Annotated in this window: 24 protein-coding genes, 4 tRNA genes and 1 riboswitch; of the genes, 6 read left to right on the forward strand and 22 right to left on the reverse strand. The window is 55.3% G+C overall.

The window, feature by feature from the left end:
• Positions 1–6: 6 nt before the first annotated feature.
• From ACA051_RS22020 to ACA051_RS22045, 6 genes are all read right to left on the reverse strand, one after another.
• Positions 7–1,692, reverse strand: coding sequence for an ATP-binding protein (locus tag ACA051_RS22020; RefSeq protein WP_497371915.1), 1,686 nt, complete (start codon positions 1,690–1,692; stop codon positions 7–9).
• A gap of 15 nt (positions 1,693–1,707) precedes the next feature.
• The gene (locus ACA051_RS22025) at positions 1,708–2,919 is read right to left on the reverse strand and encodes a DUF4297 family anti-phage-associated protein (protein WP_497371917.1); all 1,212 of its coding nucleotides are present in this window, start codon (positions 2,917–2,919) and stop codon (positions 1,708–1,710) included.
• A gap of 81 nt (positions 2,920–3,000) precedes the next feature.
• Positions 3,001–4,227 (reverse strand): hypothetical protein, encoded by a 1,227-nt coding sequence (locus tag ACA051_RS22030; protein ID WP_497371919.1) that lies wholly within the window; start codon positions 4,225–4,227, stop codon positions 3,001–3,003.
• On the reverse strand, positions 4,215–4,601 hold the full coding sequence (locus ACA051_RS22035; protein WP_124302461.1) for a hypothetical protein: 387 nt from the start codon (positions 4,599–4,601) through the stop codon (positions 4,215–4,217). Before ACA051_RS22035 ends, ACA051_RS22030 begins: the two co-directional genes overlap by 13 nt.
• Before the next feature lie 250 nt (positions 4,602–4,851).
• Complete coding sequence (locus ACA051_RS22040) at positions 4,852–5,244, reverse strand: hypothetical protein (RefSeq protein ID WP_497371921.1); 393 nt, start codon at positions 5,242–5,244, stop codon at positions 4,852–4,854.
• Complete coding sequence (locus tag ACA051_RS22045; protein ID WP_497371923.1) at positions 5,225–6,358, reverse strand: polymorphic toxin type 44 domain-containing protein; 1,134 nt, start codon at positions 6,356–6,358, stop codon at positions 5,225–5,227. The genes ACA051_RS22040 and ACA051_RS22045 overlap by 20 nt, the downstream gene beginning before the upstream one ends.
• 893 nt (positions 6,359–7,251) lie before the next feature.
• Here ACA051_RS22045 and ACA051_RS22050 point away from each other — a divergent pair.
• Complete coding sequence (locus tag ACA051_RS22050; RefSeq protein WP_172791488.1) at positions 7,252–7,449, forward strand: KTSC domain-containing protein; 198 nt, start codon at positions 7,252–7,254, stop codon at positions 7,447–7,449.
• A gap of 740 nt (positions 7,450–8,189) precedes the next feature.
• On the opposite strand, the gene ACA051_RS22055 is transcribed toward ACA051_RS22050, so the two are convergent.
• Positions 8,190–9,086, reverse strand: coding sequence for an FRG domain-containing protein (locus tag ACA051_RS22055; protein WP_497371925.1), 897 nt, complete (start codon positions 9,084–9,086; stop codon positions 8,190–8,192).
• A gap of 146 nt (positions 9,087–9,232) precedes the next feature.
• Positions 9,233–9,309 (reverse strand) — tRNA-Arg (locus ACA051_RS22060).
• A gap of 288 nt (positions 9,310–9,597) precedes the next feature.
• Here ACA051_RS22060 and ACA051_RS22065 point away from each other — a divergent pair.
• Both ACA051_RS22065 and ACA051_RS22070 read left to right on the forward strand, forming a co-directional pair.
• Positions 9,598–9,831 (forward strand): hypothetical protein, encoded by a 234-nt coding sequence (locus tag ACA051_RS22065; protein WP_497304695.1) that lies wholly within the window; start codon positions 9,598–9,600, stop codon positions 9,829–9,831.
• A gap of 22 nt (positions 9,832–9,853) precedes the next feature.
• On the forward strand, positions 9,854–10,033 hold the full coding sequence (locus ACA051_RS22070; protein ID WP_497304697.1) for a PA3371 family protein: 180 nt from the start codon (positions 9,854–9,856) through the stop codon (positions 10,031–10,033).
• Here the strand turns inward: ACA051_RS22070 and phnN are convergent.
• Entirely contained in the window at positions 10,008–10,580 is a 573-nt protein-coding gene (phnN, locus tag ACA051_RS22075; protein ID WP_497371927.1) for a phosphonate metabolism protein/1,5-bisphosphokinase (PRPP-forming) PhnN, read from the reverse strand. The genes ACA051_RS22070 and phnN overlap by 26 nt on opposite strands.
• A gap of 386 nt (positions 10,581–10,966) precedes the next feature.
• On the opposite strand from phnN, the gene ACA051_RS22080 reads away from it, so the two are divergent.
• Positions 10,967–11,293, forward strand: a complete 327-nt coding sequence (locus tag ACA051_RS22080; protein ID WP_003178899.1) for an Arc family DNA-binding protein — start codon at positions 10,967–10,969, stop codon at positions 11,291–11,293.
• A 102-nt stretch (positions 11,294–11,395) separates the two neighbouring features.
• On the opposite strand, the gene mgtE is transcribed toward ACA051_RS22080, so the two are convergent.
• Positions 11,396–12,838 (reverse strand): magnesium transporter, encoded by a 1,443-nt coding sequence (mgtE, locus tag ACA051_RS22085; RefSeq protein ID WP_010457218.1) that lies wholly within the window; start codon positions 12,836–12,838, stop codon positions 11,396–11,398.
• A gap of 319 nt (positions 12,839–13,157) precedes the next feature.
• Between mgtE and ACA051_RS22090 the strand changes: the two genes are divergently transcribed.
• Positions 13,158–13,676, forward strand: a complete 519-nt coding sequence (locus tag ACA051_RS22090; RefSeq protein WP_497371929.1) for a cell envelope protein SmpA — start codon at positions 13,158–13,160, stop codon at positions 13,674–13,676.
• A gap of 19 nt (positions 13,677–13,695) precedes the next feature.
• On the opposite strand, the gene ACA051_RS22095 is transcribed toward ACA051_RS22090, so the two are convergent.
• The 7 genes from ACA051_RS22095 to ltaE all read right to left on the reverse strand — a co-directional run bounded on the left by ACA051_RS22095 (position 13,696) and on the right by ltaE (position 19,661).
• Positions 13,696–13,772 (reverse strand) — tRNA-Arg (locus ACA051_RS22095).
• A gap of 71 nt (positions 13,773–13,843) precedes the next feature.
• A tRNA-Arg gene (locus ACA051_RS22100) sits at positions 13,844–13,920 on the reverse strand.
• A 107-nt stretch (positions 13,921–14,027) separates the two neighbouring features.
• Positions 14,028–14,118, reverse strand: a tRNA-Ser gene (locus ACA051_RS22105).
• A 62-nt stretch (positions 14,119–14,180) separates the two neighbouring features.
• On the reverse strand, positions 14,181–14,369 hold the full coding sequence (gene csrA / locus ACA051_RS22110; RefSeq protein ID WP_003178872.1) for a carbon storage regulator CsrA: 189 nt from the start codon (positions 14,367–14,369) through the stop codon (positions 14,181–14,183).
• A 189-nt stretch (positions 14,370–14,558) separates the two neighbouring features.
• On the reverse strand, positions 14,559–15,800 hold the full coding sequence (locus ACA051_RS22115) for an aspartate kinase (RefSeq protein ID WP_031319071.1): 1,242 nt from the start codon (positions 15,798–15,800) through the stop codon (positions 14,559–14,561).
• Between the two features lie 91 nt (positions 15,801–15,891).
• Positions 15,892–18,510 (reverse strand): alanine--tRNA ligase, encoded by a 2,619-nt coding sequence (alaS, locus tag ACA051_RS22120; RefSeq protein WP_497371931.1) that lies wholly within the window; start codon positions 18,508–18,510, stop codon positions 15,892–15,894.
• 146 nt (positions 18,511–18,656) lie between these two features.
• Positions 18,657–19,661, reverse strand: a complete 1,005-nt coding sequence (ltaE, locus tag ACA051_RS22125) for a low-specificity L-threonine aldolase (protein WP_497304704.1) — start codon at positions 19,659–19,661, stop codon at positions 18,657–18,659.
• A 196-nt stretch (positions 19,662–19,857) separates the two neighbouring features.
• Positions 19,858–20,029: riboswitch (FMN riboswitch) on the forward strand.
• A gap of 102 nt (positions 20,030–20,131) precedes the next feature.
• On the opposite strand from ltaE, the gene ACA051_RS22130 reads away from it, so the two are divergent.
• Entirely contained in the window at positions 20,132–20,641 is a 510-nt protein-coding gene (locus ACA051_RS22130) for a 6,7-dimethyl-8-ribityllumazine synthase (protein ID WP_007943897.1), read from the forward strand.
• 125 nt (positions 20,642–20,766) lie between these two features.
• On the opposite strand, the gene astE is transcribed toward ACA051_RS22130, so the two are convergent.
• The 5 genes from astE to astA form a co-directional block, all read right to left on the reverse strand.
• Complete coding sequence (gene astE / locus ACA051_RS22135) at positions 20,767–21,777, reverse strand: succinylglutamate desuccinylase (RefSeq protein WP_497304706.1); 1,011 nt, start codon at positions 21,775–21,777, stop codon at positions 20,767–20,769.
• 12 nt (positions 21,778–21,789) lie between these two features.
• The gene (locus ACA051_RS22140; protein WP_010457234.1) at positions 21,790–22,077 is read right to left on the reverse strand and encodes a hypothetical protein; all 288 of its coding nucleotides are present in this window, start codon (positions 22,075–22,077) and stop codon (positions 21,790–21,792) included.
• A 20-nt stretch (positions 22,078–22,097) separates the two neighbouring features.
• Positions 22,098–23,444: an N-succinylarginine dihydrolase gene (astB, locus tag ACA051_RS22145; protein ID WP_497371933.1), complete on the reverse strand. Its 1,347-nt coding sequence runs from the start codon at positions 23,442–23,444 to the stop codon at positions 22,098–22,100.
• 142 nt (positions 23,445–23,586) lie between these two features.
• Positions 23,587–25,056 carry a succinylglutamate-semialdehyde dehydrogenase gene (gene astD, locus ACA051_RS22150; RefSeq protein WP_497310645.1) on the reverse strand — a complete coding sequence of 490 codons (1,470 nt, stop codon included), beginning with the start codon at positions 25,054–25,056 and terminating at the stop codon, positions 23,587–23,589.
• Positions 25,053–26,078 (reverse strand): arginine N-succinyltransferase, encoded by a 1,026-nt coding sequence (astA, locus tag ACA051_RS22155; protein ID WP_497304710.1) that lies wholly within the window; start codon positions 26,076–26,078, stop codon positions 25,053–25,055. Before astA ends, astD begins: the two co-directional genes overlap by 4 nt.
• Between the last annotated feature and the right edge of the window lie 17 nt (positions 26,079–26,095).

Raw genomic sequence — 26,095 nt, forward strand, 5'->3', positions numbered from 1 at the left:
CGGAGGTTACTTGTACCACTCTGCCTTGATTGTCGCGAAGTCCATGGCTCTCCATTCTTCCTTCCAGAGCTGCCAGTAGGGGATGTCGTTTGAGGATGGTGCGTCAGCACACGGGTCGATCTGGACAATTGACGGAAGTATGATGGATTCACCTACCAGTAAAGCTTCCCCTTGCCTGAACGATGTCATTTTGTCGATCAACGAGCCAAGCGAGTCCGGAAGTAGCTTCTTCACGTACCCTTGGTCTGCAGGATTAGTAAGGCGCATCGCAATGAAGTTGCTGCACTGAGAAAAGATCGTTTCGGATATTTCGGAAGGACGCTGACTCGCTAACAACAAGGTGACACCATACTTCCGCCCCTCCTTCGCAATACGCTCAATGGAGACTTTGGATGAACGATACTTGGAAAGGTCGCTGTTAGGCACATACTTGTGCGCCTCCTCGTACACAAGCAGGATTGGCACGTCGTTGTTGACCTTTTCGCTAGGATCTTTGGCGCAACGGATGCGTTTGTAAATGTACCCATGTTCGAAAATAAGGCGCGAGATGAGTGAGACTGTTATGCTCAGCACCTCGAACGGTACTCCACTAAGATCAATAACGGTAACGTTCGACTCGCTTTTCGAAGTGTACCCAAGGAGCCTTTTTAGTGTTTCTTCGAACGTGATAGTTTTTGATTTTTCACCTAGAAAAAAATCGAGTCTACTGTCGTTCACTTTATTCTCTAGTCTATTCACGAAGTTGGTCAACTTCCCATAGAGACTACCCTGTGTGTATTTAGGCTGCCCGCCCTTTTCCTTGTTGCTAGACGCGTAGACTTCTCCAGTATCGACCATTTCTTCGTTTTTTGCGACTGCATACGCAAGTACCTCTTTAATGTCGAAAACGATCGGTGTATCGAGGTGGATTTTTTGCTTTTCGACTTCGGAACCATTGAATTTTGCGCGTCGATCCCTAACAATCGCTTCCTTGAAAATATTCCTCTGGTTATGATCGTTAGCTTCGGTGTCGAGAAAGAACTCTTCAAGCTCTTCACTGTTAAGCATCCAATATGGCAAGACGAGATTCGAGATATCGATATGGTTTGCGGAAGGAAATGCCGACTTATACTCAGAGTGGATGTCGAAAATTATTACGTGCGAGTTATTGAGTGAAAAATCGCCGTCTTTTCCCTGTACAGCTCTCTGAATAATTGTAGCCAGTGTATGCGATTTGCCGGAGCCGGTGGAGCCGACCACAGCAATGTGCTTATTGAAGAACTTATTGCCGTTCACGGGCACGGGCACGTTCCCGTTCGAAGCCAGAGTCGAAAATAGAAACCTTGTTTCCTTCGGAACCGAGTCGTCGTAAATCTTCTTAATGTCGGCGATGGTCGCGGGCTGCACTTCCTTCGGTGGAATCGCGAGCGAATCGCCGCCGCGTTCGAATTTGCCGTCTCTCAAGATACCGAGGGGAAAAGCTTCGATAATATAATCCCGCTTACCGTGCGCGCTGACCGCGATCTGGAAGTTCTCGATAATTGCGATAAGGATTGCATTCTCGTTGTCCGCGATCTTGAGGTAAGAACCAACCTTTAAGGATTCTTCCGCTACCTTAAAGTCTTCGAGGTCATCTACGACAATGCGCACCTTGTCGGGGAAGACCGCGATCACTTGGGCGTTGATTTGCTCTTCTTCCTTTGCATATACCATGTCCACGTACCTGTGTTAGATGATGGATTTGACGTCCGATAGCCGTTCTACCTGTATCTTGACGTGTTTAACTGCTGGCTTATCGTAACCGTAATAGCAGTCACCCAAGTAGAACTGATAGATACGCCGTGTTTTCGTAATGGCTTCCACAGTTTGTTCGACGCAGGAAAGTGAGTTTAGAACCTTAATTTTTATCCCATTACCATGCGTCGCCTTCTGTATGATTGAATGACAACTGAAATCCGAGCCCTGGAAATCGTGGCCGTCTATCAACTTGAATCCTTCCATACAGAGCTCTCGCTTTAGTAAAACGAGCTCGTTATCTGCGACTCCATGGACATAGATATATGGGCAGAAAGGAGAAGGCTCCCGCGCGGACAACTTGGCCCATTTCTTGGAAATCTCGAAGAATAAATCCTTGAGTTCACCTCGATCATACGACCCCATGTCAACCTCTACCAGGAAGAAGCGTTCGAACGGGGATACGTTGAACTCCGTGAAGTACTCTTTGCGAAGCGCGGCTAAGTGGGCCCTCTTACCCTTCTTCTCGACGAACCATTCATTGAATAGGACAGTGGAGGTGTTGATCCTTGTTAAAAACGTCTTTCTCGTAATTGACCGGTCCGCTGGCGCAGCTCTGATTGAGAGCTCCCGGATAACTGCTAGTGCGTTGTTGTAGTAAAAGTATTCAGCAGAGAAAGGTGTTCCTCCAAAAATAGCTTGAAGAGTCTTTATCACTTCGCGGAATTGATCGTCAAATTCTTTCGCCCTCACGTCGATACTGAGACGCTTTAGAAACTCCTCAAGGTCGGCATCGGAGAGACCTAAGTCTAAGTGATGATAGTAGGTAACTTTTTTCTTCGTGTAGGTTAGGAAGTGTCTTTTAAGGAAGTCGACGTCTATTTTATTGTCTAATTTTTCCTGCCCGGAGAGGTAATGCCCCTTAATAGAATACAAAACTTTCGGTTTCGTTCCCGCCAAACTTTCACAGAAATGGGACACCATGTGCTTCACCGCGTCTTTGATGACGGAGTGGTTATATTCGGTTTTCGCGTAATATTTACACTGCGTAGCCGTGACGTCGGTCGCAGTTCGAATATCGATGTCCTCGGTACATTCGATCTCGATGCAATCGTCCGGCGCCGCCAGTTGTAAGACGCTGAGAATGGACAGGTCGAACTGGTAAAAATACCCTCGAATAGTATCAACAGCGCTTCTGTCGGTCATGGCATGTCCAGTTACTATCGGTTTCCTTCGCCGCCAGATTCGTCTAGGAAAGCATGGACGACTCAGCTGTTATTCAGCACCTTAAAAATTAGGTTCCGAGTCAAATTCCGAATATTCATTTTTACCTTTGGAAAACCCAAATAACTTTGAACTCTGATCAACAAAATAATCATGCACAAAGGATACAACTACGAGTCTATCCTCATAAATTATATGCAATTGATTGCTGTAATGTTCAGATCTTGGGAAAATTCGCCAATGAACGGGTTCCTCTAGAAATTCCTCCTCCGATCCATCACTACGCAGTACAAGTACTCTGTCGCAGAATTCAAGCACAGTTCCGAAAGAGGCCGTACCAGACGCAATAACCACAGGCGATGGATTTTTAAAATCCAACGAACCAATTGCGTTGAATTTCTTGTTATATTTATTTTTAGATTTTTTTTCATTTGCCCGATAGTGCTGAATCTCTATGTGCCCGTCTGTCAGCTTATAGAGTTTTTCACGGGCACCCCAAGTAAAGCTGTCTTTATCAGATGAACTCTGAAATATTTCGCTTTGGTCAATAACTCTGTCGACTATTCTGATAATTTTCTTTGAATTCGGTTCTTTCTCTTCTCTAAACGAAGCCATAAAAGCCGAGTTTGCACTCCACCCAAGCACGCTCTGAAAAGCCCAGTCGCACGCATTGCATGGTCTTTCCGCGATTTTTCGTGCTTTGCTCAGCGTTTCTCCGGAGCCTTTCAATAAAGAAAAATCGAATAGCCCATCGCCGCCTGAAGCGGTAGCAATAGCTGTGTAACTATCGGAAGCTTTTACTTGGAGCACTGTCGCATCATGGTGACGCTTGGGCTTAAAAGTTGAAGCGAATCGACCGCTGGGACGCCCTTGGCGGGGTGCGGAGTATAGGCCTTCATTCCCACCTGCAAAGATATTGTTATAGTAAATTTCTGTGTCGGTTGGTAAAAAGTTGAAAGGCGTGCTTTCTGTTGTCCAGATTTTCTCCCATGACTCTTTACTTTCGTGAAGCTCAAGACTCGACAGTTTGGAAAGCTGTGCTTTAATAGGCGCTTCTAAATCCGGGTCGCGCAATATTTTTACAACCTTCGGATTATAAAAAAGATCGCTATCTGAAAAAGCGACACGCACGGCAGTCTGGATATCGTCATTTTTAAAGGCGATTTGGTCTACAAAGCTTGACCAGTCAATACGATGCAAACCTCCATCATTGTCGAACAGTAATAGCTCTCCCGAGTATATTTGCGAATCCCAGTAGCTTCCCGCAATAGTGAGCTTTACAGAGCGCATTGTTTGCCCCTATGAATTTTGGCCATTTTGGGCTTACTAATCAGGCCTAGTTCAAACCAAGAAGAAAGAATCGTTTCACTTGGCTTGTCATAAGGGGAGAGCCAATGAGCAACAGGATAACCATGCCAGTTGCCAATCGCATCGCCTACAAATTTTGCGATATGTAGTTGGCAAGATGACGGCGGAGGAGCCACTCCTAAAGGTCCAAGACCGGCAGCTCCTATGTGCAATCCCCAAAAGCTGTTTCTGAATGCCCATTCGGCCTGAACCGCGAGATCGAAGCACGCGACTTCCTCAGGCTGCGAGATAGACCATTGCGACTTTACTGCCGCATAGCCGCCATTACGGTGCTGGGGATTTGGCGTGTATGGCACAGCTCGCTCCTTGAGTTGTAGCGGTGGAGGCATCAAGCCAGCATTAAGTAACAAAAGGTAGACGGGAAACCGGTTCCCACGCAAGTCAACTTGATAAAAAAATGAGGAATGCAGTCGTATGACCTCGCTCCATCCGGTATCCGCATTTATTCTCAAGCGGGGCTGGTGCGAATGTCCGCCAATGGCCCGAAGCAGTCTCCCCTAGCCCTGTGCCGTCACGTCAAACAAAGGGCCAGGTTCTCGGAGTGTTCTATTTTGGTAGTGCCCCACACGCTTCAATAAGTCGGCCATCAGTGCGGCTATCGATAGCACCATCTGCCCCGATGTACACATCAGTGGTCGGCCACTTCGGTTTAACCCGGATACAGTGCGATTTTCCACCGTTGTTCCAATCGAACTCCATAAAAAATTGCTTGTTCGGGAAGATGTGTCCAGCCCCACCAGTGGCTTCCCCTGGGTAGATCTCACCCTTTGAGATGTCGTGCTGAACATTCAAAATGTAACCGAGACGTCCCTGTCCCTTGTCAGAGAAATGGAAGCTCACTTGAGGTGTGGCGACATACCAAAAGACGATGGGGGCAAGTAGTAGCGCCACCACCCAGCGCCATAAATGCCGTTTCGGTTTATTTGCAGACGTGGTCACGTGTGCCATCTCCCCAGCTTGAACGTGGTAGTGCTAAAACTTCGTCCAGGAGCATTTTCGCCGTAATCCCGCCGTTTGGGTGCTGCTTGTACAGTTTGACGCCAATGCTGATTGAGACCCGATCGCCTATGTCGTCCCAGGCCCGCATTCCTTCAATGTCTGCTGAGCGGTGAGGCCCTTTCCGCTCTCCCCACTTTTGAACTTTCCGAACGGAGTCTGAGGCAATTTGCTCAAGCCCAGCGCCGTCCAGAAGAACGCTTTCAGAAAGACCACCCGCGCGGCCTACATAGCCATAGTGGATGTTCGACCAGATGTCGTAGAAATAGTCCACCTGACCATGTTTCTGCCAAGGTCCGCCGAACTCTTCCCCAATCGGTACCTTGTGATCCCATTTCCGACCTTGAGCAACCCGCTCAGTCCAAAGGGCCATCGCAGCAGCAGTGTTACCGAGCTCCATCGCTTGGAAATTAGGCGGTGAAAGGCGTGCATACCAGGGAAGTTTTTGAAATTTTGCATTTTCCGCTGCCGCGTCAAAGCTGGTTAGCTTCTTCATTTTCAGTACAGATGGGTGTTTGATGTTGCGGTTCATTTCCCCAGCGATATAGCTGGCCACCTGTTCCATCATGTCCGGGTCTTTGCATGTGACGGGGGCTTTTGGTTCAGGCTTCACTTCTGGCTTTTTCGGCGCGGCTTTTGGGTCTACCAGAGCGTTTGCAGCAACAGCTTTCTCTTTCAACTTTGGGTCAGCGAGCAGTGTGGCCATTTTCTCATCATCCACAGTGCCATCTGGACGGAACGCGCCAAGCGACATGAAGTTGATGATGGTTGTACCACCAGCATCACCCATGACAAAACCGCCACCAACATCACCTGACCCGGTAATGATCGTTCCGCCGTGGCTGGTTGGGCTGCCTAAGTGGGCCATAGGACGCCCGTTCACCTGAATGGATGGGAACCCTGTGGTGATTACGGCTCCACAGCCACAGGTATCGCCAACACGAGCAGAGCCCATGAAATTAATGTTTACGTCGCCACTGGCGGAAGCAATCGGGGTAGTGCCGTGACCGGGCATTGGGCAGACATGCTTGTCACCCAATCGAGCGGAGGGAGTCATTCGTCGTCCTTGTCGTGCAAAAAAACCTCCGGGTGGAGGCCAAAAGCGTTTTTGTAGGCTCCGGGAGATTACCGCACCGGTTGGAACGAGTCTGTAGGAAAAGTCTGAGTTTAGGCCCTCGGTCGTCCTGTTTTGGCCGACAGCGAACCTTAAGCGCTGGGTTTCCTTGGTTCCTGCCGATTGACTACAGGCGTAACACCTTTCCGCAGTGTTACACCAAACACGGGGAGGCTCCACGCAGGTGTTACGGCACTTATCCTCTTTAAATTCATAGAGTTACATCAACTTGTAACACCTGTAACTAGCGTAACACGGTATTTGATAGGTATCTGTCCCCGCACCCCATTAGCAATGAACTCCACCAGCGAGGAGATTCCAGCAGGAGCCGGGGCCCCTGAGACATCGAGACATACACGGGGTCGGAAACCCGCCGGACTTTATTAGCGGACAGCTGCCCAGCTTAGTGAACAGGTGAACCGGGTGAACACACTGTTCACCAGTGCAATTGCACAAGATGTTGGGAGGTCTCCGGGGACCCTGAGCTTTTATCAATGACACGGGGCATAGAACCCACGCGATCTTGGTAGTGGCCGATTTTTCTACATTGGTTGACAGGTTGACTCGGTTGACAGCTCGGCGTGTGCGTTATCAGCAACACAAAGGGTCATCATTACCGATGCGGTAACGATGACCCTTTTTCAACCGAATTCTTTCAATTTCAATGACTGAAATTTCAGTAACTTTGGAAACCTCCCACTAACTCAGTCACGCGGGTTTCCGACCCCGTGTCCTTTGAAAGTCCTCAGGGTCCCCGGCGCCTTTTGGCGGACGGGACGGCAGTACCCGGCAACTCGACTAGTATCTGTTGACGATCAATCAGCGGGAGAGATGTCATGGAAATGATTGCCGTGTACTCCAGTGCAATGACCGCTGTTGGTTATGATCCAGGCACCAAACAGATGCGGATCCGTTTTCAACAGGGACATTCCTACGACTTCTACAACGTCCCCATGGCTATACACAACGGGTTGATATCCGCTGTATCCAAGGGCGCATACTACAACCAGCACATACGTGATCGTTATCAGTGATGAGGCCCGTCTTCCACTTGGAAAGACGGACATCCCTGCAAAGGTTTCAGCTAGAGAGATTCCGCGAGTTCGATAACCCGTGTAGTGGGCGGCCCTCGGGGAGGACCCGTAAAAATCGGCGCCCTGCCCGGCCTGCCGTATCCCTCAAAGAGCGCCAGAGTCCCCCTGTGTCTTTTGGCGTACCATTTTGATGAAGTAACGCTTCAGACCGCCTACAGCAAATCATGCCGGATCATTGCCCTATGTAGGTCCATCACATAAGTCCATCCACTTGGCGGTTTAGCGTTCGTATAGCCGGGTAGCGACATCAGAGCTAGCGATCAGAGTGAGGTATCAGATGCCGCCAACCAATAGGACTTCTCCGTCGCTGGAGGAGACGTAGCCACAGAGGGCAAGGGGTGCCCCCTCAAACCGTGTTACCGGTGTTACACGCGTTACGAAATACACTAACAGATTGTAATTAAAGGACTTTTCATGCGTTACACGTTCGCACTGTGTGATCGAAAGGTGGTGTTACATCACTGATAGGTGTTACACCCGAGCAAAGCCGGGTGATGACATCTGAAAGGCATCCGATGCCGCCAACCAATAAGACTTCTTCCCTCGCTGGAGGAGGCGTTGCTATAGGGGCAAGGGGACGCACCCTCAAACCGTGTTACAGGTAGTGGCATCCGAGCAACGGCATTTCACGCAAATTGTTCGACTACAGCTGTGCGCAGGTCAGGGACGGTGAATCATCGTTACCTAACTAAAATTTCCGTGCGATTCCAGAATCTACGTGCCCCTTCACTGTTAAGGTCATCCATAACGGCTCTACCCGCGCCGTCAGCTGTGGGGTAGACATTCGCTCCGCTGAATCCCGCCTTGCGACACAGCTGAAGTAATTTGACGGACTCGTAAACTGGCAGGGTGAACTTAATCATCGGGCCAGGGATATCGGCAAAATATTCTTCTAGCCCTTGCACTGTGAACTGGCCAGCGCGGAATCCCGAGTGAGGATGAACAGTGAACAAACCACCCTGCGCGGCAAGATGCCTACTAATTGCGCCCGGCGAGTTGTGTAGAGTAATTTTGGGATGAAGCCCAAGCTGATCACGGTTCATCGCCCAGATAGCTAAGCGCTTCGTATCAGACCAATTTGCATAGTCGGCGATCGCAGAGCTTGCCGCAAAGTAAAGGGCCGTGAACGGTTTAGTCGTCCAATCAAGTAAGCGCGTTGGCACTCCATGGTGCTGGGCCATTGCCATCAAATCCAGCACGTGAGGATTCGGCCAAAGTGACGGATCTTTGTAGTACCTATCAGCCGTCTGCGTATTGATCGCAAACTCGCGGAAGCCTTGAGAGTCATTGGGGATGGAAATACCGATAGCATCACAGTGATCCGCAAAGCCGCTCAAGATGATCAGTTCAAAAAAAACCATCTCACTGGCATCAACCATATCGTCATAGGACGTAATGGGTGGCTGGTTGCGAGGGCGCAGGATGGAAGGAATCAGTGACCAACTCGCGTCAGCCTGACCTCGATAAATGAAGTTCTCTGGCCCATCGGTAAGCTTAGCTGTCGGTGATAGAGCCAGCCATAGATCTTCCGCCGTCTCAAAGTTGCGCTCAGTAAACGATGCGTGCTTTCTCACCATCCCCCCCCTGAAAGTAACCTTCCTTTTCGCACAAAAAAGCCCCGCTAGGTAAACCGTAGCGAGGCTTTTAGATTCCTCCTGCTGTCACCCTGCTGTCACGATAAAAACCGTTCAACACAAGAATGGCCGGAGAGGCGCTAAATATATGGTGTCCCAGGGCAGGTTCGAACTGCCAACCTTCCCCTTAGGAGGGGGATGCTCTATCCAATTGAGCTACTGAGACACAAGTCGCCCGCAAGCAATGCGATGCGATGGACGGCGTGCATGTTAACGGGCAGGCCTGATTTTGTCATGTCGTCCGTAGGCTTTTTAAGTGTAGGCAGACGCCCTTCGTTACCGTGGCTTAATTTACCGTGCAAATTGCATCCTCTCAAAATGCCATCATTGCAATTTGCAACGACGGCTTCTTTGAACAATAAGTTAATTCTTTGTTTTTAAAGGATTTAATAGCCGCTAGACTCTGGCACGCTGACTGCTTTAGCTGTTCTCACGAACAACCGAGGTCAGCCTCATGAACAGCGTCCTTTTACTCTCGAATGCGATCGCCCTTACCGCCCTGCTGGGTGTTCATTTCGCCCCCGAGAATGGCGCTGTGCAGGTTGCGCAACAAATGCCCCATTACCTCCAGCTGCAAAAAGCCCCGCAGTTGGCGGTCATAAACGATCAGCGCGGCTTTGTTGGCCAGGACGTGAATCAGCACACTTACCCGCTGGTGTCGCAGTCTTCGGAACGCTTGGTATTTTGAATCACCCTATCAGGAGCACAGCATGTCCAAATCAGCCGCAGGATGCTTAATCCTTGCCTTACTGAGCGGCGTTCTACATTTGTCATGGGCCCCGGATGCGGTCGCCACCCTGCCCCTGATTGCCTGCGGCGTATTCGGCGCGTTGTTCGTGCTGGCGCTTATTGTCGGGCGCAAAATCAAGTTCGATCCGGTTTTGCGCTGACGTTCAGCAATTTCAGAAGATTGGCGACGGTGTCGGCAAGCTCGCCAGAGTTGTCGAGACGATAGATCTGCGTGTCACCCAGGGAATCCTCCGCCGCAAACAGCCCGTTGCGGCGCAATCTGGCTTCAATTTCCTCAATACTCTCACGACCACGCCTCATCAGGCGCTCGCGCAACACCTCGTCCTTGACCGTCAACAAAACCGGCAGCAGCGTGGGGTAGCGTCGTAGCGCCTGGGTCAGGTGGCCGCGAGAGCCGTTGACCAACACATGACAGCCGTCCCTCAGCCAATGGTCGATCTGGACCGGAATGCCGTAATCCAGGCCATTGGCGTGCCACGACAGCGCGAAGTCACCCTTGGCGCTGCGTTGCGCGAACTCCTCGCGAGAAACTCCGATGGCATCTTCGCCTACGGATTCAGCCGAACGCGTAATGACCCGTCGTACCACTTCGCCGTTTATCGAGCGTAAAGGTTGTCGGGCCGCTTCGATGAGGCTGTCCTTGCCGGATCCGGAAGGCCCCATCAAGTAAATCAACCTGCCATCCATCCTGAATCATCCCCCTATGCGGGTCCTCCACTAGTAAATCGGCCATTTGCCACTATCCTGTATAAGGTAAGGACCAAGGATCGAATCCGCATAGCATGCACCTTCAGGCGTCTTCGGGCATCACCTGATGGGGTAGGCGACACGGTCAGCGATACGGACTTGGTGCGAAGTTTTCCAACCAGTCCGCATTTCTGATAAGGGTGCTGGCATAACGCCTTTACCTAGCTCAATATTTGTCACAGAATTGACGCCAATGATCTGGCTGCTTTGAGGCATGATGCGAGCCTCTATCAATTCAGGTTGAACATTTGGCCAGAGCGCTTGTCCTAACAGACATCCTGCGGCCAATCCCGAGAACCGCTCCCCTGAACTAACCGGTTAAATATATGCGCCCATTGAAACAGGCAATTTATTCCAGCCGTACGGCTGACAAGTTCGTCGTACGTCTGCCAGACGGAATGCGTGAACGCATTGCCGAGGTGGCTCGCAATCATCATCGCAGCATGAACTCCGAAATCATTGCGCGCCTTGAGCAGAGTCTTATTCAGGAAGGTGCACTGGGCGAAGAATTAAGCATGCGCCTGGACAGCCCGGAGCTGTCATTGCACGAACGTGAACTGCTGCAACGCTTCCGCCAACTCTCCCACCGTCAGCAAAATGCTCTTGTTTCGCTGATTGCCCATGACGCCGAAATGGCCGCAGACGCTTCCTGATTTAACCCGAACGCTCAAGCCAGCTTAATCGCTGGCTTTTTTTTGCCTGAAATTCGGCCATAAAAAACCCGCCGATTCGGCGGGTTTTTTAAAGCAGGTCAGTCAGAGCAGGAAAATCGTCGCGAGCCCGAGGAAGATGAAGAACCCGCCGCTGTCGGTCATGGCGGTAATCATCACACTGGCACCCATCGCAGGGTCGCGCCCAAGCCGCGCCAAGGTCATCGGGATCAAGACCCCCATCAACGCCGCCAGCAAGAGGTTGAGTGTCATGGCCGCAGTCATCACCACGCCCAGGGACCAACTGCCATAAAGCAGATACGCCACGACACCAATCACGCCCCCCCAGACCAGGCCATTGATCAAACCGACGGCCAGCTCTTTGCGCATCAATCGCGAAGTGTTGCCGGTGCTCACCTGGTCCAGCGCCATGGCTCGAACGATCATGGTGATGGTCTGGTTACCCGAGTTACCACCGATACCCGCCACGATCGGCATTAATGCCGCCAGCGCTACCAGTTTTTCGATGGAGCCTTCGAACAGGCCGATCACCCGGGATGCGATAAACGCGGTGATCAGATTGACCGCCAGCCAGGCCCAACGGTTACGCAGGGATTTCCAGACGGAGGCGAAAATATCTTCTTCTTCGCGCAGACCCGCCATGTTGAGCACTTCGTTTTCGCTCTCTTCACGGATCAGGTCGACCATTTCATCGATGGTCAGACGGCCGATCAGCTTGCCGTTCTTGTCGACCACAGGCGCCGAGATCAAGTCGTAACGTTCAAACGCCTGAGCGGCGTCGTAGGCGTCTTCGTCCGGGTGAAAACTCACCGGGTCGCTGGCCATGACTTCCGAAACCTGCTTTTCCGGATCATTGACGAGCAAACGCTTGATCGGCAGCACGCCCTTGAGCACGCCGTCGTAGTCGACCACAAACAGTTTGTCTGTGTGGCCCGGCAGCTCCTTGAGACGACGCAAGTAACGCAGGACGACTTCGAGACTGACATCCTCACGGATGGTCACCATCTCGAAGTCCATCAGCGCACCGACTTGCTCCTCGTCATAAGACAACGCGGAGCGGACGCGCTCACGCTGTTGACCATCGAGGGTTTCCATCAGCTCGTGGACAACGTCTCGCGGCAGCTCGGAAGCCAGGTCAGCAAGTTCGTCGGCGTCCATGTCCTTGGCCGCAGCCAGGAGCTCGTGATCGTCCATGTCGGCGATCAGGGTTTCACGAACCGAGTCGGATACTTCGAGAAGAATGTCGCCGTCGCGATCTGCCTTGACCAATTGCCAGAGCGTCAGACGATCGTCCAGCGGCAAGGCTTCAAGGATGTAGGCAACGTCGGCGGAGTGCAGATCATCAAGCTTGCGTTGCAGCTCGACGAGGTTTTGCCGGTGAACCAGGTTCTCGACCCGGTCGTGATGCGGACCCTCCTGGCGATGAGTCAGGTCTTCGACCACCCGCTGGCGCTGCAGCAGCTCAACGACTTGAGCGAGGCGGTCTTGCAAGCTTTCCTGCGTTTTCTTTACTTCAACTTCAGACATAGGCGAACTCCACTCCCAGCAGCGGGGCACGCCGGAAGGATCAATCAGTCAATTCATGATTGGAAAAACGGGATACTGAGTAACTACTGGGTAAGTCCATGGAGGTATTCCACAAGCCCCGGCGGGGCTGACGGGCGCAATGATACACCGCCCGACGGTTTTAAACGTTAAAAAATCATGGCTGAAACAAGCGGTTGCAAGACAAAGCTGAGTGCAGCCCTGATCGCTCCAATTGCGACGACTCATTCTGAAAAGAAAACACACCCTCGTCGAAAAATGTAACGGCTACCCTGACATGGACCGTCATGGAGGACGTTTGATGCCATCGATTACCCTTTATTTTTTACTGCTTGCCCTGCTCTGCCTTTCGCCCCGGTTGCAGGCAACCACCCTTCACCGTTGCGAAGCACCCGACGGTCGCCTCACCTTCACGACTTTGAGTTGCACGGACGGTGAAAGCCTCTCTCTGCAGGAAGTGCGCACCTTCACGCCCGGCAACCCGGTGGCGCTCATGCCGGAGGCCGACGCTCGGGAAACTCCCACGACGAAAACCAGAAGGAAGGAGCCAACCGTTGTCGGCCAATCTGAGGACAAGTGTGGAAACCTGATATCCAACAAGGAACGGCGCGAAGCAATCATCAATCAACGGATAGTCGCCGGCATGACACAACAGGACGTCGAGAGCGCCCTGGGCAAGCCGGACAAGATCAGTATCAGGAATTCCGCAACGAGCTACCGCTACGAGCTCAAGCGAGGTCGCAGCGCACACGTGGAGTTCGATGAGAAAGGATGTACCAAGGAAAAAGCCAAATCCCAGACGGCAAAAAGCCCGCGTTAAACGCGGGCTTTTTGGTGTTTGGTGCACTCGACAGGATTCGAACCTGTGACCGCTCGGTTCGTAGCCGAGTACTCTATCCAGCTGAGCTACGAGTGCATTTGTGTTTTTATACCAGATCACAACTGGTTGAAGCCAAGTCATTCGCATTGCTGCAAACAACTCTTAAATGGTGCACTCGACAGGATTCGAACCTGTGACCGCTCGGTTCGTAGCCGAGTACTCTATCCAGCTGAGCTACGAGTGCATTTGTTGCCGCGCATTATAGGCCGTCTAATCTCTATGTAAAGCACTTTTTCTAGTAATTTCAAACACTTACCGAAAAAGCTAGATTACAACGTACTACGCAAATAATGGCGGAGAACGGGGGATTCGAACCCCCGACACCCTTTTGAGGTGTACTCCCTTAGCAGGGGAGCGCCTTCGGCCACTCGGCCAGCTCTCCGCAACACGGGGCGTATATTAACCAGCTTCTTCCCCGTTTGCAAACATAAAAAACGATAAAAATTAATGGCTTGGTTCGTCGTCCTTCTCTTTCTTTATCCGCAAGTAGATTTCCTCACGGTGAACCGCAACCTCTTTAGGTGCGTTAACGCCAATACGCACTTGATTTCCTTTGACGCCGAGCACGGTCACGGTGATTTCGCCATCACCAATAATCAGGCTTTCTGCGCACCGACGAGTCAGAATCAGCATACCTTTCTCCTCACGCATTTCATTTCAGGGACAACAGTCTGCAAAAAAAAGGCACTCGACCTACAACCGAAAACGATCGCAGCCCTACATGCCTGAGTATTGACCAGCGCGAGCAAAAGAACAGTTCCTGGGTCGCGCTATTCAAAAAAGACAAAGGACGCGGTCAGACCGCGCCCTTCGGCAAACGCATTACTCGCCTTGGCGAGCTGGTGCGTCCAGTTCGAAAGCCGTGTGCAGGGCGCGCACAGCCAGTTCCAGGTACTTCTCTTCGATCACAACGGAGACTTTGATTTCCGACGTCGAGATCATCTGGATGTTGATGCTTTCTTTCGCCAGGGATTCGAACATGCGGCTGGCCACGCCTGCGTGGGAACGCATGCCGACGCCGACGATCGAGACCTTGGCGATCTTGATGTCCCCCACCACTTCACGGGCACCGATCTCACGCGCGGTGTTTTCCAGCACGGTTTGTGCGGCCTGGAAGTCATTGCGGTGCACGGTGAAGGTGAAGTCGGTGGTGTTATCGTGCGCAACGTTCTGCACGATCATGTCGACTTCGATGTTCGCGGCACTGATCGGGCCGAGAATTTTGAACGCCACGCCCGGGGTGTCTGGCACGCCACGGATGGTCAGCTTGGCTTCATCGCGGTTGAAAGCGATGCCGGAAATGATCGGCTGTTCCATGGTTTCCTCTTCATCAATAGTAATGAGGGTGCCCGGACCCTCCTTGAAGCTGTGCAGTACGCGCAGCGGAACGTTGTACTTGCCGGCGAATTCCACCGCACGGATCTGCAACACCTTGGAACCGAGGCTGGCCATTTCCAGCATCTCTTCGAAGGTAATCTTGTCCAGGCGCTGGGCCACGGACACCACACGCGGGTCGGTGGTGTAGACGCCATCGACATCGGTGTAGATCTGACATTCATCAGCCTTCAAGGCCGCCGCCAGTGCCACGCCGGTGGTGTCGGAACCGCCACGACCGAGGGTGGTGATGTTGCCGTGCTCGTCGACACCCTGGAAACCGGCGACAACCACCACGCGACCTGCCTTCAGATCACCGCGAATCTTCTGGTCATCAATCTGCAAGATACGCGCTTTATTGTGTGCGCTGTCCGTCAGAATCCGCACCTGATTGCCGGTGTACGACACCGCAGGCACGCCGCGCTTGATCAGCGCCATGGCCAACAGTGCAATCGTCACCTGCTCGCCCGTGGAAACGATCACATCCAGCTCACGCGGAACCGGTTGGCCGTCGCCACTGATTTGCTTGGCCAGATCGATCAGACGGTTGGTTTCGCCGCTCATTGCAGACAGGACAACCACCAGGTCATCGCCGGCATCGCGGAATTTCTTAACCTTGTCGGCGACCTGCTCGATTCTCTCGACAGTGCCGACTGAGGTGCCTCCAAATTTCTGTACGATCAAAGCCATTTCAAAGCCGCCTCTGCCCATGAAGGGCGCCCAAATAATCACTCAAACAGCGTTCCGGCCCGCCACTAGACGACGGGGCGGACACCCTGCCTTATAAACCCTGCTCTACAAATGGAACAGTCAGGGCGAGTGCCGCGTCCAGTGCGCCAGCGTCAGTACCACCGCCTTGCGCCATGTCCGGACGACCGCCGCCCTTCCCGCCCACTGCCGCAGCGGCTTGCTTCATCAAATCACCGGCTTTGAGTTGGCCAGTCAGGTCCTTGGTTACGCCTGCAACCAGAACGACCTTTTCCTCATGGACACTGCCGAGCAGGATCACTGCGCGGCCGAGTTTGTTTTTCAGCTGATCGACCAGCGCCAGCAGCGCCTTGGCGTCCTGACCGTCCAGACGCACGGCCAGCACTTTCACGCCTTTGACGTCCAGGGCAGAGGCCGACAGATCGTCGCCCGCTGCGCTGGCCGCCTTGGCTTGCAACTGCTCGAGTTGCTTCTCCAACAGACGGTTGCGCTCCAGCACAGCCGACAGCTTGTCGATCAGGTTGTCGCGGCTGCCCTTGACCAGGCTGGCCGCTTCCTTGAGTTGTTCTTCTGCAGCGTTCAAGTAGGCCAGTGCCGCAGCACCGGTGACTGCCTCGATACGACGCACGCCCGAAGCAACACCGCCTTCGCTGATGATTTTCAGCAGGCCGATGTCGCCGGTACGGTTGGCGTGGATGCCACCGCACAGCTCGACGGAGAAATCACCGCCCATGCTCAGCACGCGCACGTTGTCGCCGTACTTCTCGCCAAACAGCGCCATGGCGCCTTTTTTCTTGGCGGTCTCGATGTCGGTTTCTTCGGTTTCAACGGCGGAGTTCTTGCGAATCTCGGCGTTGACGATGTCTTCCAGGGCCTTCAGTTGCTCAGGCTTGATGGCTTCGAAGTGGCTGAAGTCAAAGCGCAGGCGCTGACTGTCGACCAACGAGCCTTTCTGCTGAACGTGATCGCCCAGCACTTTACGCAACGCGGCGTGCAGCAAGTGAGTGGCCGAGTGGTTCAGCGACGTCGCGTGGCGCACTTCGGCATCAACATGAGTTTCTACCGGCGCACCGATGGTCAGGCTGCCCGACACCAGCACGCCGTGATGCAAGAACGCACCGCCAGTCTTGGTGGTATCGCGCACGTCGAAACGGCTGCTGCCGACTTGCAGATAGCCGCAATCGCCAATCTGGCCGCCGGACTCAGCGTAGAACGGGGTCTGATTGAGAACAATCACGCCCTCTTCGCCTTCACTTAACACGTCGACCGACCGGCCTTCCTTATAGACAGCGACAATTTTGGCCGAACCGCTGGTGGCCTTGTAGCCGGTGAACTCGGTCGCCACGTCAACCTTGACCAACGTGTTGTAGTCCAGGCCGAACGAGCTGGCCGAACGCGCCCGCACACGCTGGGCTTCCATTTCGCGCTCGAAGCCGACTTCGTCGACCGTCAGGTTGCGTTCGCGAGCGATGTCAGCGGTCAAGTCCATCGGAAAACCGTAGGTGTCATACAGCTTGAACACCACGTCGCCCGGCACCACGGTGCCTTTAAGTTCCAGCAGATCCTGCTCGAGAATCTTCAAGCCGTGCTCCAGGGTCTTGGAGAACTGCTCTTCTTCGGCCTTGAGTACGCGCTCGATATTGGCCTGTTGCTGCTTGAGTTCCGGGAAGGCTTCGCCCATCTCGGCCACCAGCGCCGCGACGATCTTGTAGAAGAAGCTACCGGTCGCGCCCAGCTTGTTACCGTGACGGCATGCCCGACGAATGATCCGGCGCAGTACATAGCCGCGGCCTTCGTTGGACGGCAATACGCCGTCGGCAATCAGGAAACCGCACGAACGGATGTGGTCGGAGACAACCTTGAGCGAAGACTGGTCGTCGTTGCTGCAGCCAATCGCCTTGGCCGAAGCGCTCAGCAGGTTCTTGAACAGATCGATTTCATAGTTGGAGTGAACATGCTGCATCACCGCACTGATCCGCTCCAGGCCCATGCCGGTGTCTACCGACGGCGCTGGCAGCGGATGCAACACGCCATCGGCGGTACGGTTGAACTGCATGAACACGTTGTTCCAGATCTCGATGTAACGGTCGCCATCTTCTTCCGGCGAACCCGGTGGGCCGCCCCAGATGTGGTCGCCGTGATCGTAGAAAATCTCGGTGCAAGGGCCGCACGGGCCGGTATCGCCCATGGTCCAGAAGTTGTCGGACGCGTACGGCGCGCCTTTGTTGTCGCCGATGCGAATCATGCGCTCGACTGGCACACCGATTTGTTTGGTCCAGATGTCATAGGCCTCGTCATCCGAGGCATAAACCGTTACCCAAAGTTTTTCCTTGGGCAGTTCCAGGACACCGGTCAGGAAGGTCCAGGCGTAGGTGATCGCGTCGTGCTTGAAATAATCGCCGAAGCTGAAGTTACCCAGCATTTCGAAAAACGTGTGGTGACGAGCGGTATAACCGACGTTTTCCAGGTCGCTGTTCTTGCCACCGGCGCGCACGCATTTCTGACTGCTTGTCGCACGGGTGTACGCGCGCTTTTCCTGGCCCAGGAAGCAGTCCTTGAACTGGTTCATCCCCGCGTTAGTGAACAGCAGGGTTGGGTCGTTGCCCGGAATCAAAGAGCTGGAGGCTACACGGGTGTGGCCTTGCTCTTCGAAGAAGCGAAGGAAGGCTTCACGGATTTCTGCGCTTTTCATTAGGTTCTTCCACGGAGGCTGCGGCCAAAGGCCTGTGCGAAACGTCAACAGACGAAGCGACGGCAAAGGGCCGCATTATATCGGCCCAGCGCGCGGGGTACAGCGTGTTTATACGATAGAAACAGTCAATTGGACCGCCAAGGCGATCAGTTGCGAGAAAAGTCGACGAATGTCGCCACAACTTGCTCGATTTGAGCGCGACTGACGTCCATGTGCGTGACCATCCGAAGGCGTCCGGCAGCGCTCAGCTTAATGCCACGCTCGGCCGCAAAGGCCTTGATCGCCTCGGCCTTGTCGCCCATTTGCACATAAACCATGTTGGTCTGCACCGGCTCGACGTCGTAACCGGCCTTTTGCAGTCCGTCAGCCAGAAATTGCGCATTGGCGTGATCGTCGGCCAGACGCTGAACGTTGTTATCCAGCGCATAGAGCCCCGCCGCCGCCAAAAGACCGGCCTGGCGCATGCCGCCGCCGACCATCTTGCGCAGGCGGCGAGCCTTGCCGATCAACTCTGCCGAGCCGCACAACACCGAACCGATCGGCGCGCCCAGGCCTTTGGACAGGCAGACCGAGACCGAATCGAAGTGCTGTGTAATCTCGCGGGCATCAACCCCCAACTTGACGGCCGCGTTGTAGAGCCGGGCGCCGTCAAGGTGCAGCTGCAAGCCATGTTCACGGGTAAAGCTGCGTGCCCGGGCAAGATACTCCAGCGGCAGGACTTTGCCCTGCATGGTGTTTTCCAGCGCCAACAACCGCGTGCGGGCGAAATGGAAGTCGTCCGGCTTGATCGCGGCGGCGACGTGCGCCAGGTCCAGCGAGCCGTCGGCCTGCACTTCCAGCGGCTGCGGCTGGATCGAACCGAGCACCGCCGCGCCGCCACCTTCGTACTTATACGTGTGCGCTTGCTGGCCGACGATGTATTCGTCACCCCGTTCGCAATGAGCCATCAGGCCCAGCAAGTTGCTCATGGTGCCGGTCGGCACGAACAACGCAGCGGCAAAACCCAACCGTTTTGCCAATTCCGCTTCCAGGCGATTGACCGTCGGATCTTCACCATAGACGTCGTCACCGGTGGCCGCACTGGCCATCGCGTCGAGCATCCCGGCGGTCGGTTGGGTGACGGTGTCGCTGCGTAGATCGATAACGCTCATGAATCGGGCCTCGGTAAGCAGGGGAAATCCCTTTCAGGTAGGAATTACTGCGGCCATGACAACGATTAATCAACCCCAGGCGAATGAAAAGACCCGTCAAGTGAGCGAAAAAGTCGATAGCAATCATCAGATAGCCGCAATGCACAGGCACGAAATATGTGTTAAAAACGCTGCGCCGCCAAACAATCTGGCGGCAAAACGTTCTCAGGGCGGGGTGCAACTCCCCACCGGCGGTAATTGCGCGCAATGCGCATAGCCCGCGAGCGCTTGGTGACAGACACGGCTTCGGCGGTGTCTGGCGGCAAGGTCAGCAGACCCGGTGTGATCCCGGGGCCGACGGTCATAGTCCGGATGAAGAGAGAACGGGATTGGCGCCAAAGGGCCGTCCGCGGGCATTCGTGCGAGCGTGCGTACCCTTAAATCCCATTCGATTCATATGCCCTGTTTTTTACATAAACAGGAGTCAGAACATGCAACCCACCGCAATCGATAGCAAAAGCAAAAACCATCAGGGCGAGCGCGTTGCGTTCATCCAGGCCTGCTGGCACAAGGAAATCGTCGACCAGAGCCGTAAGGGCTTCGTTGCCGAAATGATTGCCCAGGGGTATCAGGAATCGGAGATCGATTTCTTCGAAGTCGGCGGCGCCTTTGAAATTCCACTGCACGCCAAGCTGCTGGCCAAGTCCGGCCGTTATGCCGGCATCGTCGCTGCGGGCCTGGTGGTCGACGGCGGCATCTACCGTCACGAATTCGTCGCCCAGTCGGTGATCAGCGGGCTGATGCAGGTTCAGCTGGAAACCGAAGTGCCGGTGTTCTCGGTGGTTTTAACCCCGCACCACTTCCATGCCGGCGAAGAACATCAGAAGTTCTTCTTCGAGCATTTTGTGCATAAAGGCCAGGAAGCGGCGAAGACCTGCGCGGATACGCTGCACAAGATGCGTGCGTTGCGTCGCAGCGAGCCACGCGCGGTAGCCGTCTAAACACCGAGCCAGCCCCCGTAGGAGCGAGGCTTGCCCGCGAAGGCGATTTCATCATCAACATTGATGTTGAATTTAAAATCGCTTTCGCGGGCAAGCCTCGCTCCTACAGGGGACCACTGCGTCTGTTATGCCAGGTTTTCGTCGGTGGCGGGCACGATCAGGATGCCGGCACGCAGGCCGTTTTTGACCTTGGGGTTCGGGAAAATGATCCGGGCGCCCTTCTCTTCGATGATCCAGCGGGTCTGGGCAATGTCTTCGGCCAGCACATAACCCACTTCCAATTCCGAAAAGTTCTCGATGTCCGCCGGCAAGTGCAGGCGGAAGCTATCGCTGTGCTTGATGATTTCCCGCGCCACGCTGAACAACTGCAAACCGTCCAGGGCTTCGTCGGTCACCGCAGGCTCGGTGCCTTCGATGATCTGCTGGAGGCGGGTCTCAAGCAGCGAGACGTTAACCCCGTCGTTCTGCCCGAACGGCCGCGCCTTGCCCAGCTCAAGGGTGAAAGACTCGGCACCGAGCTTGTCGTAGGTGTAGGAGCTGAACACGATCGACGGCTTGTTCTGCAACAGCACCGCTTCCATGCCGGCAGCACGCAAGCGGGCCAGCTCCAGGCGCGAATGCTGGCGCCCCTCTTTCCAGGGATACAACGCGAACTGCTCGATTTTCGAGCCACGAATCGCGGTGTGCAGGTCGTAATGCAGACGGCTACGGTCCGGCAGGCTGAAGAAACTCGCCGCCAGCCGCTCAAGCTCACAAGCGCGCAAGGCTTCGGAGCCGCTGCTTTGTTCGTGACGGCCGTTGAACAGCCGATTGACGTCCTGCTCGATGAAGCGATCGCCTTTGCGAATCGCTTCCGGGTTGCCGAACAGGAACAGAATACGTGCGCGCGGTTTCAAGTCGCCGCGGGCGATGTCATGCAACAGGCGATCGAGCAGCTCGATCGGCGCTGTTTCATTGCCGTGGATTCCCGCTGACAGCAGCAAGTCCAGGCCATTGTCGCGAGCTTCAGGCGGCCGGACTTCCAGCGCACCTTCGCTCAACCAGCGCATGCGCACGCCTTCGACAGTCAGTTGAGTCTTCTCCGCCGGTTCGCGGCCGGCGAGGGTCAGTTCAAGCAGTTTGCCGAGGGCGAGCATAGAGCGGTTTCCTTAGTGGTCGTGTGCGCAATCCGGGCCGTGCACATGGTCTTCGTCGCCGACTTCAGCCGGTTCCATTTCCAGTTGCAGACTTACCAGATTAGTCGCCAATGGGCGCAGCAGCAGGTTTGCGTATTCAGCATCACCTTCTTCAACGTCCACGCCGATCAGCAACTGGCCACGGCCGTCCTGCTGGATCCACAGCTCTTTGCCTTGCCACAGGACCGCGACGCGGGTGCAGGAAGTTTCCAGTTGCGTGCCGTCGGTGTCTTCAAGGATCAGCTGCAGGGTATCGCTCATGTTTTTTACGCTCTCGACGTTCAATTGATCTGGAAAGGATAAACCGCGCCCAGTTTAAGGATTTGCGTCAGTTCATCCAGTGCCGTCCGGCACTCAAGCAGCAATTGCGGGTCCGCGAGATCGTTTTCGGTCATGCGGTCGCGGTAGTGCTTGTCGACCCATTCGGTCAGCGTGCCGTACAACGGTGCCGTCATGATAACCCCTGGGTTGACCGCCGCCAGTTCGGTTTCATTCAGGGCGACACGCAACCGCAGGCAAGCCGGGCCACCGCCGTTCTGCATGCTTTGTTTCAGGTCGAAAACTTTCACTTCGCGGATCAGGCCGCCGGAGCTGGTCAAACCTTGCAGGTATTGCCACACGCGTTCGTTGCCACGGCACTCTTCCGGCACGATCAACAGCATCGAACCGTCAGAACGCGTCAGCAGCTGGCTATTGAACAGGTAGGAACGAACGGCGTCTTCGACGGTGACGGCAGAACGCGGTACGCAGATTGACTGGAATTTCCCACCGACTTTTGCGAGTTTGCCCTGCAATTCAGCGAGCATTTGCTCGGTGTCGAGGAATGCGTCCTCGTGATAGAACAGCACCTCGCCGTTACCCACCGCGATCACGTCGTTGTGGAACACGCCCTGATCGATCACCGAAGGGTTCTGCTGGGCGTAGACCACGCCGTCATCGCTCAAGCCGTGCAGGCGAACAACCGCTTGTGAGGCTTCAAGAGTCTGACGCGCCGGGTACTTCTGTGGTGCCGGGTAGCGGTTATCGAACGCGCTGCGACCGAACACGAAAAACTCGACGCCGGCTTCACCGTATTCACGGCAGAAACGCGTGTGGTTGGCCGCACCTTCGTCACCGAACTGCGCCACCGCCGGCAACGCGGCGTGGTGAGCGAAGTGCGTCTGGTCAGCGAACATCGCCCCCAGCACGCGGCTGGTGGTCGGGTGTTCGATGCTGCGGTGGTACTTGCAATTGAGGTTGGCTGCGGTGAAATGCACGCGACCATCGGCGGTGTCGGCACTCGGGCTGACCGTGGCGGCGTTGGCCACCCACATGCTCGACGCCGAGCAACTGGCGACCAGCAAAGGCATCGCCTCTTTGGCGGCTTTCTCGATCACTTGCGCGTCGGTGCCGCTGAAGCCCAGTCGGCGCAGGGCGGCGATGTCAGGACGCTCCTGGGGTGCCAGAACGCCTTGCTGAAAGCCCATTTCCATCAGCGCTTTCATTTTCGCCAGGCCTTGCAGCGCAGCTTCCTTCGGGTTCGAAGACTGCTGGCTGTTGCTCTGGGACGCGACGTTGCCGTAGGACAGGCCGCCGTAGTTATGGGTCGGCCCCACTAGACCGTCAAAATTGACTTCATAGGATTTCATCAGCGAGGCTCCACGAGAATCTGTTGTTATAGGCATCTGGTAACTATTCAGTAAGACCGGGTTGTGGCCTTCGCGGGCTAGCCTCGCTCCTACAGGTTTTGCGTAACCTTTATAGGAGGGAGGCTTGCCCGCGAAAGCGGTCTTACGACATGCGCACGCCTGGGGTCAGCGCGGTCGGCAAGGTCAGGCTCGGGGTTTCCAGCGACGCCACCGGGTACGCGCAATAATCTGCGGCGTAGTAGGCGCTGGCGCGGTGGTTGCCCGAGGCGCCGACGCCGCCGAATGGCGCGCTGCTCGCAGCACCGGTCAGCTGTTTGTTCCAGTTCACAATGCCGGCACGGCTTTCCAGCCAGAACTGCTGATAACGCGCTTCGGAATCCGACAGCAAACCAGCCGCCAGCCCATAGTCAGTGTCGTTGGCTTCAGCAATTGCTGCTTCAAAATCAGCGTAGCGGATCACTTGCAGCAACGGACCAAACAGCTCCTCGTCAGGACGATCGGCGACGCCCGTCACGTCCAGGATGCCCGGTGTCAGCAACGCGGCTTGCGCCTGAGGCTGAGTCATTTCCAGCAGCGCCACAGCGCCATTGGCCAGCAGGTGTTCTTGCGCATCCATCAGCGCTTTCGCAGCACCGAGAGAAATCACCGAGCCCATGAACGGTGCCGGTTGCTGATCAAACGCACCGACTTCAATCGTCGAACTGACCGCCACCAGACGCGCCAGCAACGTATCGCCCCAGGCGCCCTGCGGCACCAGCAAGCGGCGGGCACAGGTGCAACGCTGACCGGCGGAAATGAATGCAGACTGGATGATGGTGTAAACGGCAGCATCGAGGTCTGCGACCTGATCCACCACCAGCGGGTTGTTACCGCCCATCTCCAGCGCGAGGATCTTGTCCGGACGACCGGCGAATTGCTGATGCAGGTGATTGCCGGTGCGACTCGAACCGGTGAAGAACAGACCGTCGATGCCCGGGTTCGCCGCCAGGGCGATACCGGTTTCGCGAGCGCCTTGCAGCAGGTTCAACACGCCCGCTGGCAGACCCGCTTCGATCCAGCATTTAACCGTCAGTTCGGCGACTTTCGGGGTCAATTCGCTGGGCTTGAACAGCACGCTGTTACCGGCCAACAGTGCCGGCACGATGTGACCGTTCGGCAAATGACCCGGGAAGTTGTAAGGCCCGAACACCGCCACCACGCCGTGCGGCTTGTGGCGCAACACGGCGGTGGCGTCGCCCAGCGGGCCGCTCTTCTCGCCGGTACGTTCGCGGTAGCTCTGCACCGAGATCGCAATCTTGTTGACCATGCTGGTCACTTCAGTTGCTGCTTCCCACAACGGCTTGCCGGTTTCCTCACCAATGGTGCGGGCCAGTTCGTCAGCGTTGTTCTTCAGCGCAGCAGCAAAAGCTTCCAGCACGCTGATGCGCTCGTCCAGGGTGCGACGGGCCCAGCCCGGGAACGCCTGACGAGCCGCTTGCACGGCCGACTCAACCTGAGCGGCGGTCGCGCCTTCGCCGGTCCACAGCACTTGCTGGGTCACCGGGTTCAGCGACTGGAAGGCTTCGCCCTGACCGGCCAGCCATTCACCTGCGATGTATAGCGAATTCATTATTTCGACTCCCTGGCAGCAGACAACGGAACGGCGCGCACTTGATCGCCGGCGTTGAGTTGAAGACGTTTGGCGGTCAGCGGATCAACGACCAGCGTGCCGGCGGCGAAGCGTGCTGGTGCGGCAGTGATCCGGCAGTCTTCGCGCTTGCGGTTGTGAATCAGGAACGGTGTAGCGTCATCACCCGGTGTGCCGATGGCCAACACCAGTGCCTGGCTGTCGCGCACTGCGCGGATCTTGCTGGTTTCGCACTCGACCGCAGGGCCGGCGTCGAAGATGTCGACGTAGCCTTGGTAGCTGAAACCTTCGCTCTTGAGCATGGCCAGCGCCGGCTCGGTGTCCGGGTGAACCTGACCGATGACGTTGCGGGCGTCTGGCGAGAGAAAGCAGGTGTACAGCGGGAATTTCGGCATCAGTTCGGCGATGAACGCCTTGTTGCCCACGCCGGTCAGGTAATCGGCCTGGCTGAATTCCATCTTGAAAAAGTGACGGCCCAGGCTCTCCCAGAATGGCGAGCGCCCGGCTTCGTCGGACACGCCGCGCATCTCGGCAATGATCTTGTTGCCAAACAGCTGCGAGAACTCAGCGATGAACAGCATCCGCGCCTTGGCCAGCATGCGGCCGTTGAGGCCTGTGCGGTAATCGGCGTGGAGGAACAGCGAGCACAATTCAGAGTTGCCGGTCAGGTCGTTGGCCAGGAACAGCGTCGGGATCTCGCGGTAGATGTTCAGCTCTTGCGAGGCGCTGACCGTCAGGCCGACCCGGAAGTTGTACCAAGGCTCACGCAGGCCGACAGCGCCGGCGATGGCGGAAATGCCCACCACGCGGCCGTCGTCGTCTTCGAGCACGAACAGGTAGTCTGCATCGCCCCGCCCGGCTTCACCGCGAAAGGTCTTCTCGGCCCAGCCGACCCGATGGGCCAGACGTTCTTCGTTGGCCGGCAAGGTGGTCAGGCCGGTGCCGGTGCTGCGGGCCAGGTCGATCAGAGCGGGTAAATCGCTGCTGCGTACAGGACGAACGATCATGCTATCTCCTCAAACGG

The sequence above is a fragment of the Pseudomonas sp. LBUM1669 genome (assembly GCF_059695705.1).

Bases quoted from the DNA above. Each gene is read 5' to 3' on its own strand.
- ACA051_RS22140 (WP_010457234.1), bottom strand. From the start codon at position 22,077: ATGAGCGATACCCTGCAGCTGATCCTTGAAGACACCGACGGCACGCAA.
- ACA051_RS22030 (WP_497371919.1), bottom strand. From the start codon at position 4,227: ATGCGCTCTGTAAAGCTCACTATTGCGGGAAGCTACTGGGATTCGCAA.
- mgtE (WP_010457218.1), bottom strand. From the start codon at position 12,838: ATGTCTGAAGTTGAAGTAAAGAAAACGCAGGAAAGCTTGCAAGACCGC.
- ltaE (WP_497304704.1), bottom strand. From the start codon at position 19,661: ATGAGCGTTATCGATCTACGCAGCGACACCGTCACCCAACCGACCGCC.
- astE (WP_497304706.1), bottom strand. From the start codon at position 21,777: ATGCTCGCCCTCGGCAAACTGCTTGAACTGACCCTCGCCGGCCGCGAA.
- astB (WP_497371933.1), bottom strand. From the start codon at position 23,444: ATGAAATCCTATGAAGTCAATTTTGACGGTCTAGTGGGGCCGACCCAT.
- ACA051_RS22070 (WP_497304697.1), top strand. From the start codon at position 9,854: ATGTCCAAATCAGCCGCAGGATGCTTAATCCTTGCCTTACTGAGCGGC.
- ACA051_RS22045 (WP_497371923.1), bottom strand. From the start codon at position 6,358: ATGACTCCCTCCGCTCGATTGGGTGACAAGCATGTCTGCCCAATGCCC.
- ACA051_RS22020 (WP_497371915.1), bottom strand. From the start codon at position 1,692: ATGGTATATGCAAAGGAAGAAGAGCAAATCAACGCCCAAGTGATCGCG.
- astA (WP_497304710.1), bottom strand. From the start codon at position 26,078: ATGATCGTTCGTCCTGTACGCAGCAGCGATTTACCCGCTCTGATCGAC.
- ACA051_RS22050 (WP_172791488.1), top strand. From the start codon at position 7,252: ATGGAAATGATTGCCGTGTACTCCAGTGCAATGACCGCTGTTGGTTAT.
- ACA051_RS22090 (WP_497371929.1), top strand. From the start codon at position 13,158: ATGCCATCGATTACCCTTTATTTTTTACTGCTTGCCCTGCTCTGCCTT.
- ACA051_RS22130 (WP_007943897.1), top strand. From the start codon at position 20,132: ATGCAACCCACCGCAATCGATAGCAAAAGCAAAAACCATCAGGGCGAG.
- ACA051_RS22080 (WP_003178899.1), top strand. From the start codon at position 10,967: ATGCGCCCATTGAAACAGGCAATTTATTCCAGCCGTACGGCTGACAAG.
- alaS (WP_497371931.1), bottom strand. From the start codon at position 18,510: ATGAAAAGCGCAGAAATCCGTGAAGCCTTCCTTCGCTTCTTCGAAGAG.
- ACA051_RS22055 (WP_497371925.1), bottom strand. From the start codon at position 9,086: ATGGTGAGAAAGCACGCATCGTTTACTGAGCGCAACTTTGAGACGGCG.
- ACA051_RS22065 (WP_497304695.1), top strand. From the start codon at position 9,598: ATGAACAGCGTCCTTTTACTCTCGAATGCGATCGCCCTTACCGCCCTG.
- csrA (WP_003178872.1), bottom strand. From the start codon at position 14,369: ATGCTGATTCTGACTCGTCGGTGCGCAGAAAGCCTGATTATTGGTGAT.
- phnN (WP_497371927.1), bottom strand. From the start codon at position 10,580: ATGGATGGCAGGTTGATTTACTTGATGGGGCCTTCCGGATCCGGCAAG.
- ACA051_RS22025 (WP_497371917.1), bottom strand. From the start codon at position 2,919: ATGACCGACAGAAGCGCTGTTGATACTATTCGAGGGTATTTTTACCAG.
- ACA051_RS22115 (WP_031319071.1), bottom strand. From the start codon at position 15,800: ATGGCTTTGATCGTACAGAAATTTGGAGGCACCTCAGTCGGCACTGTC.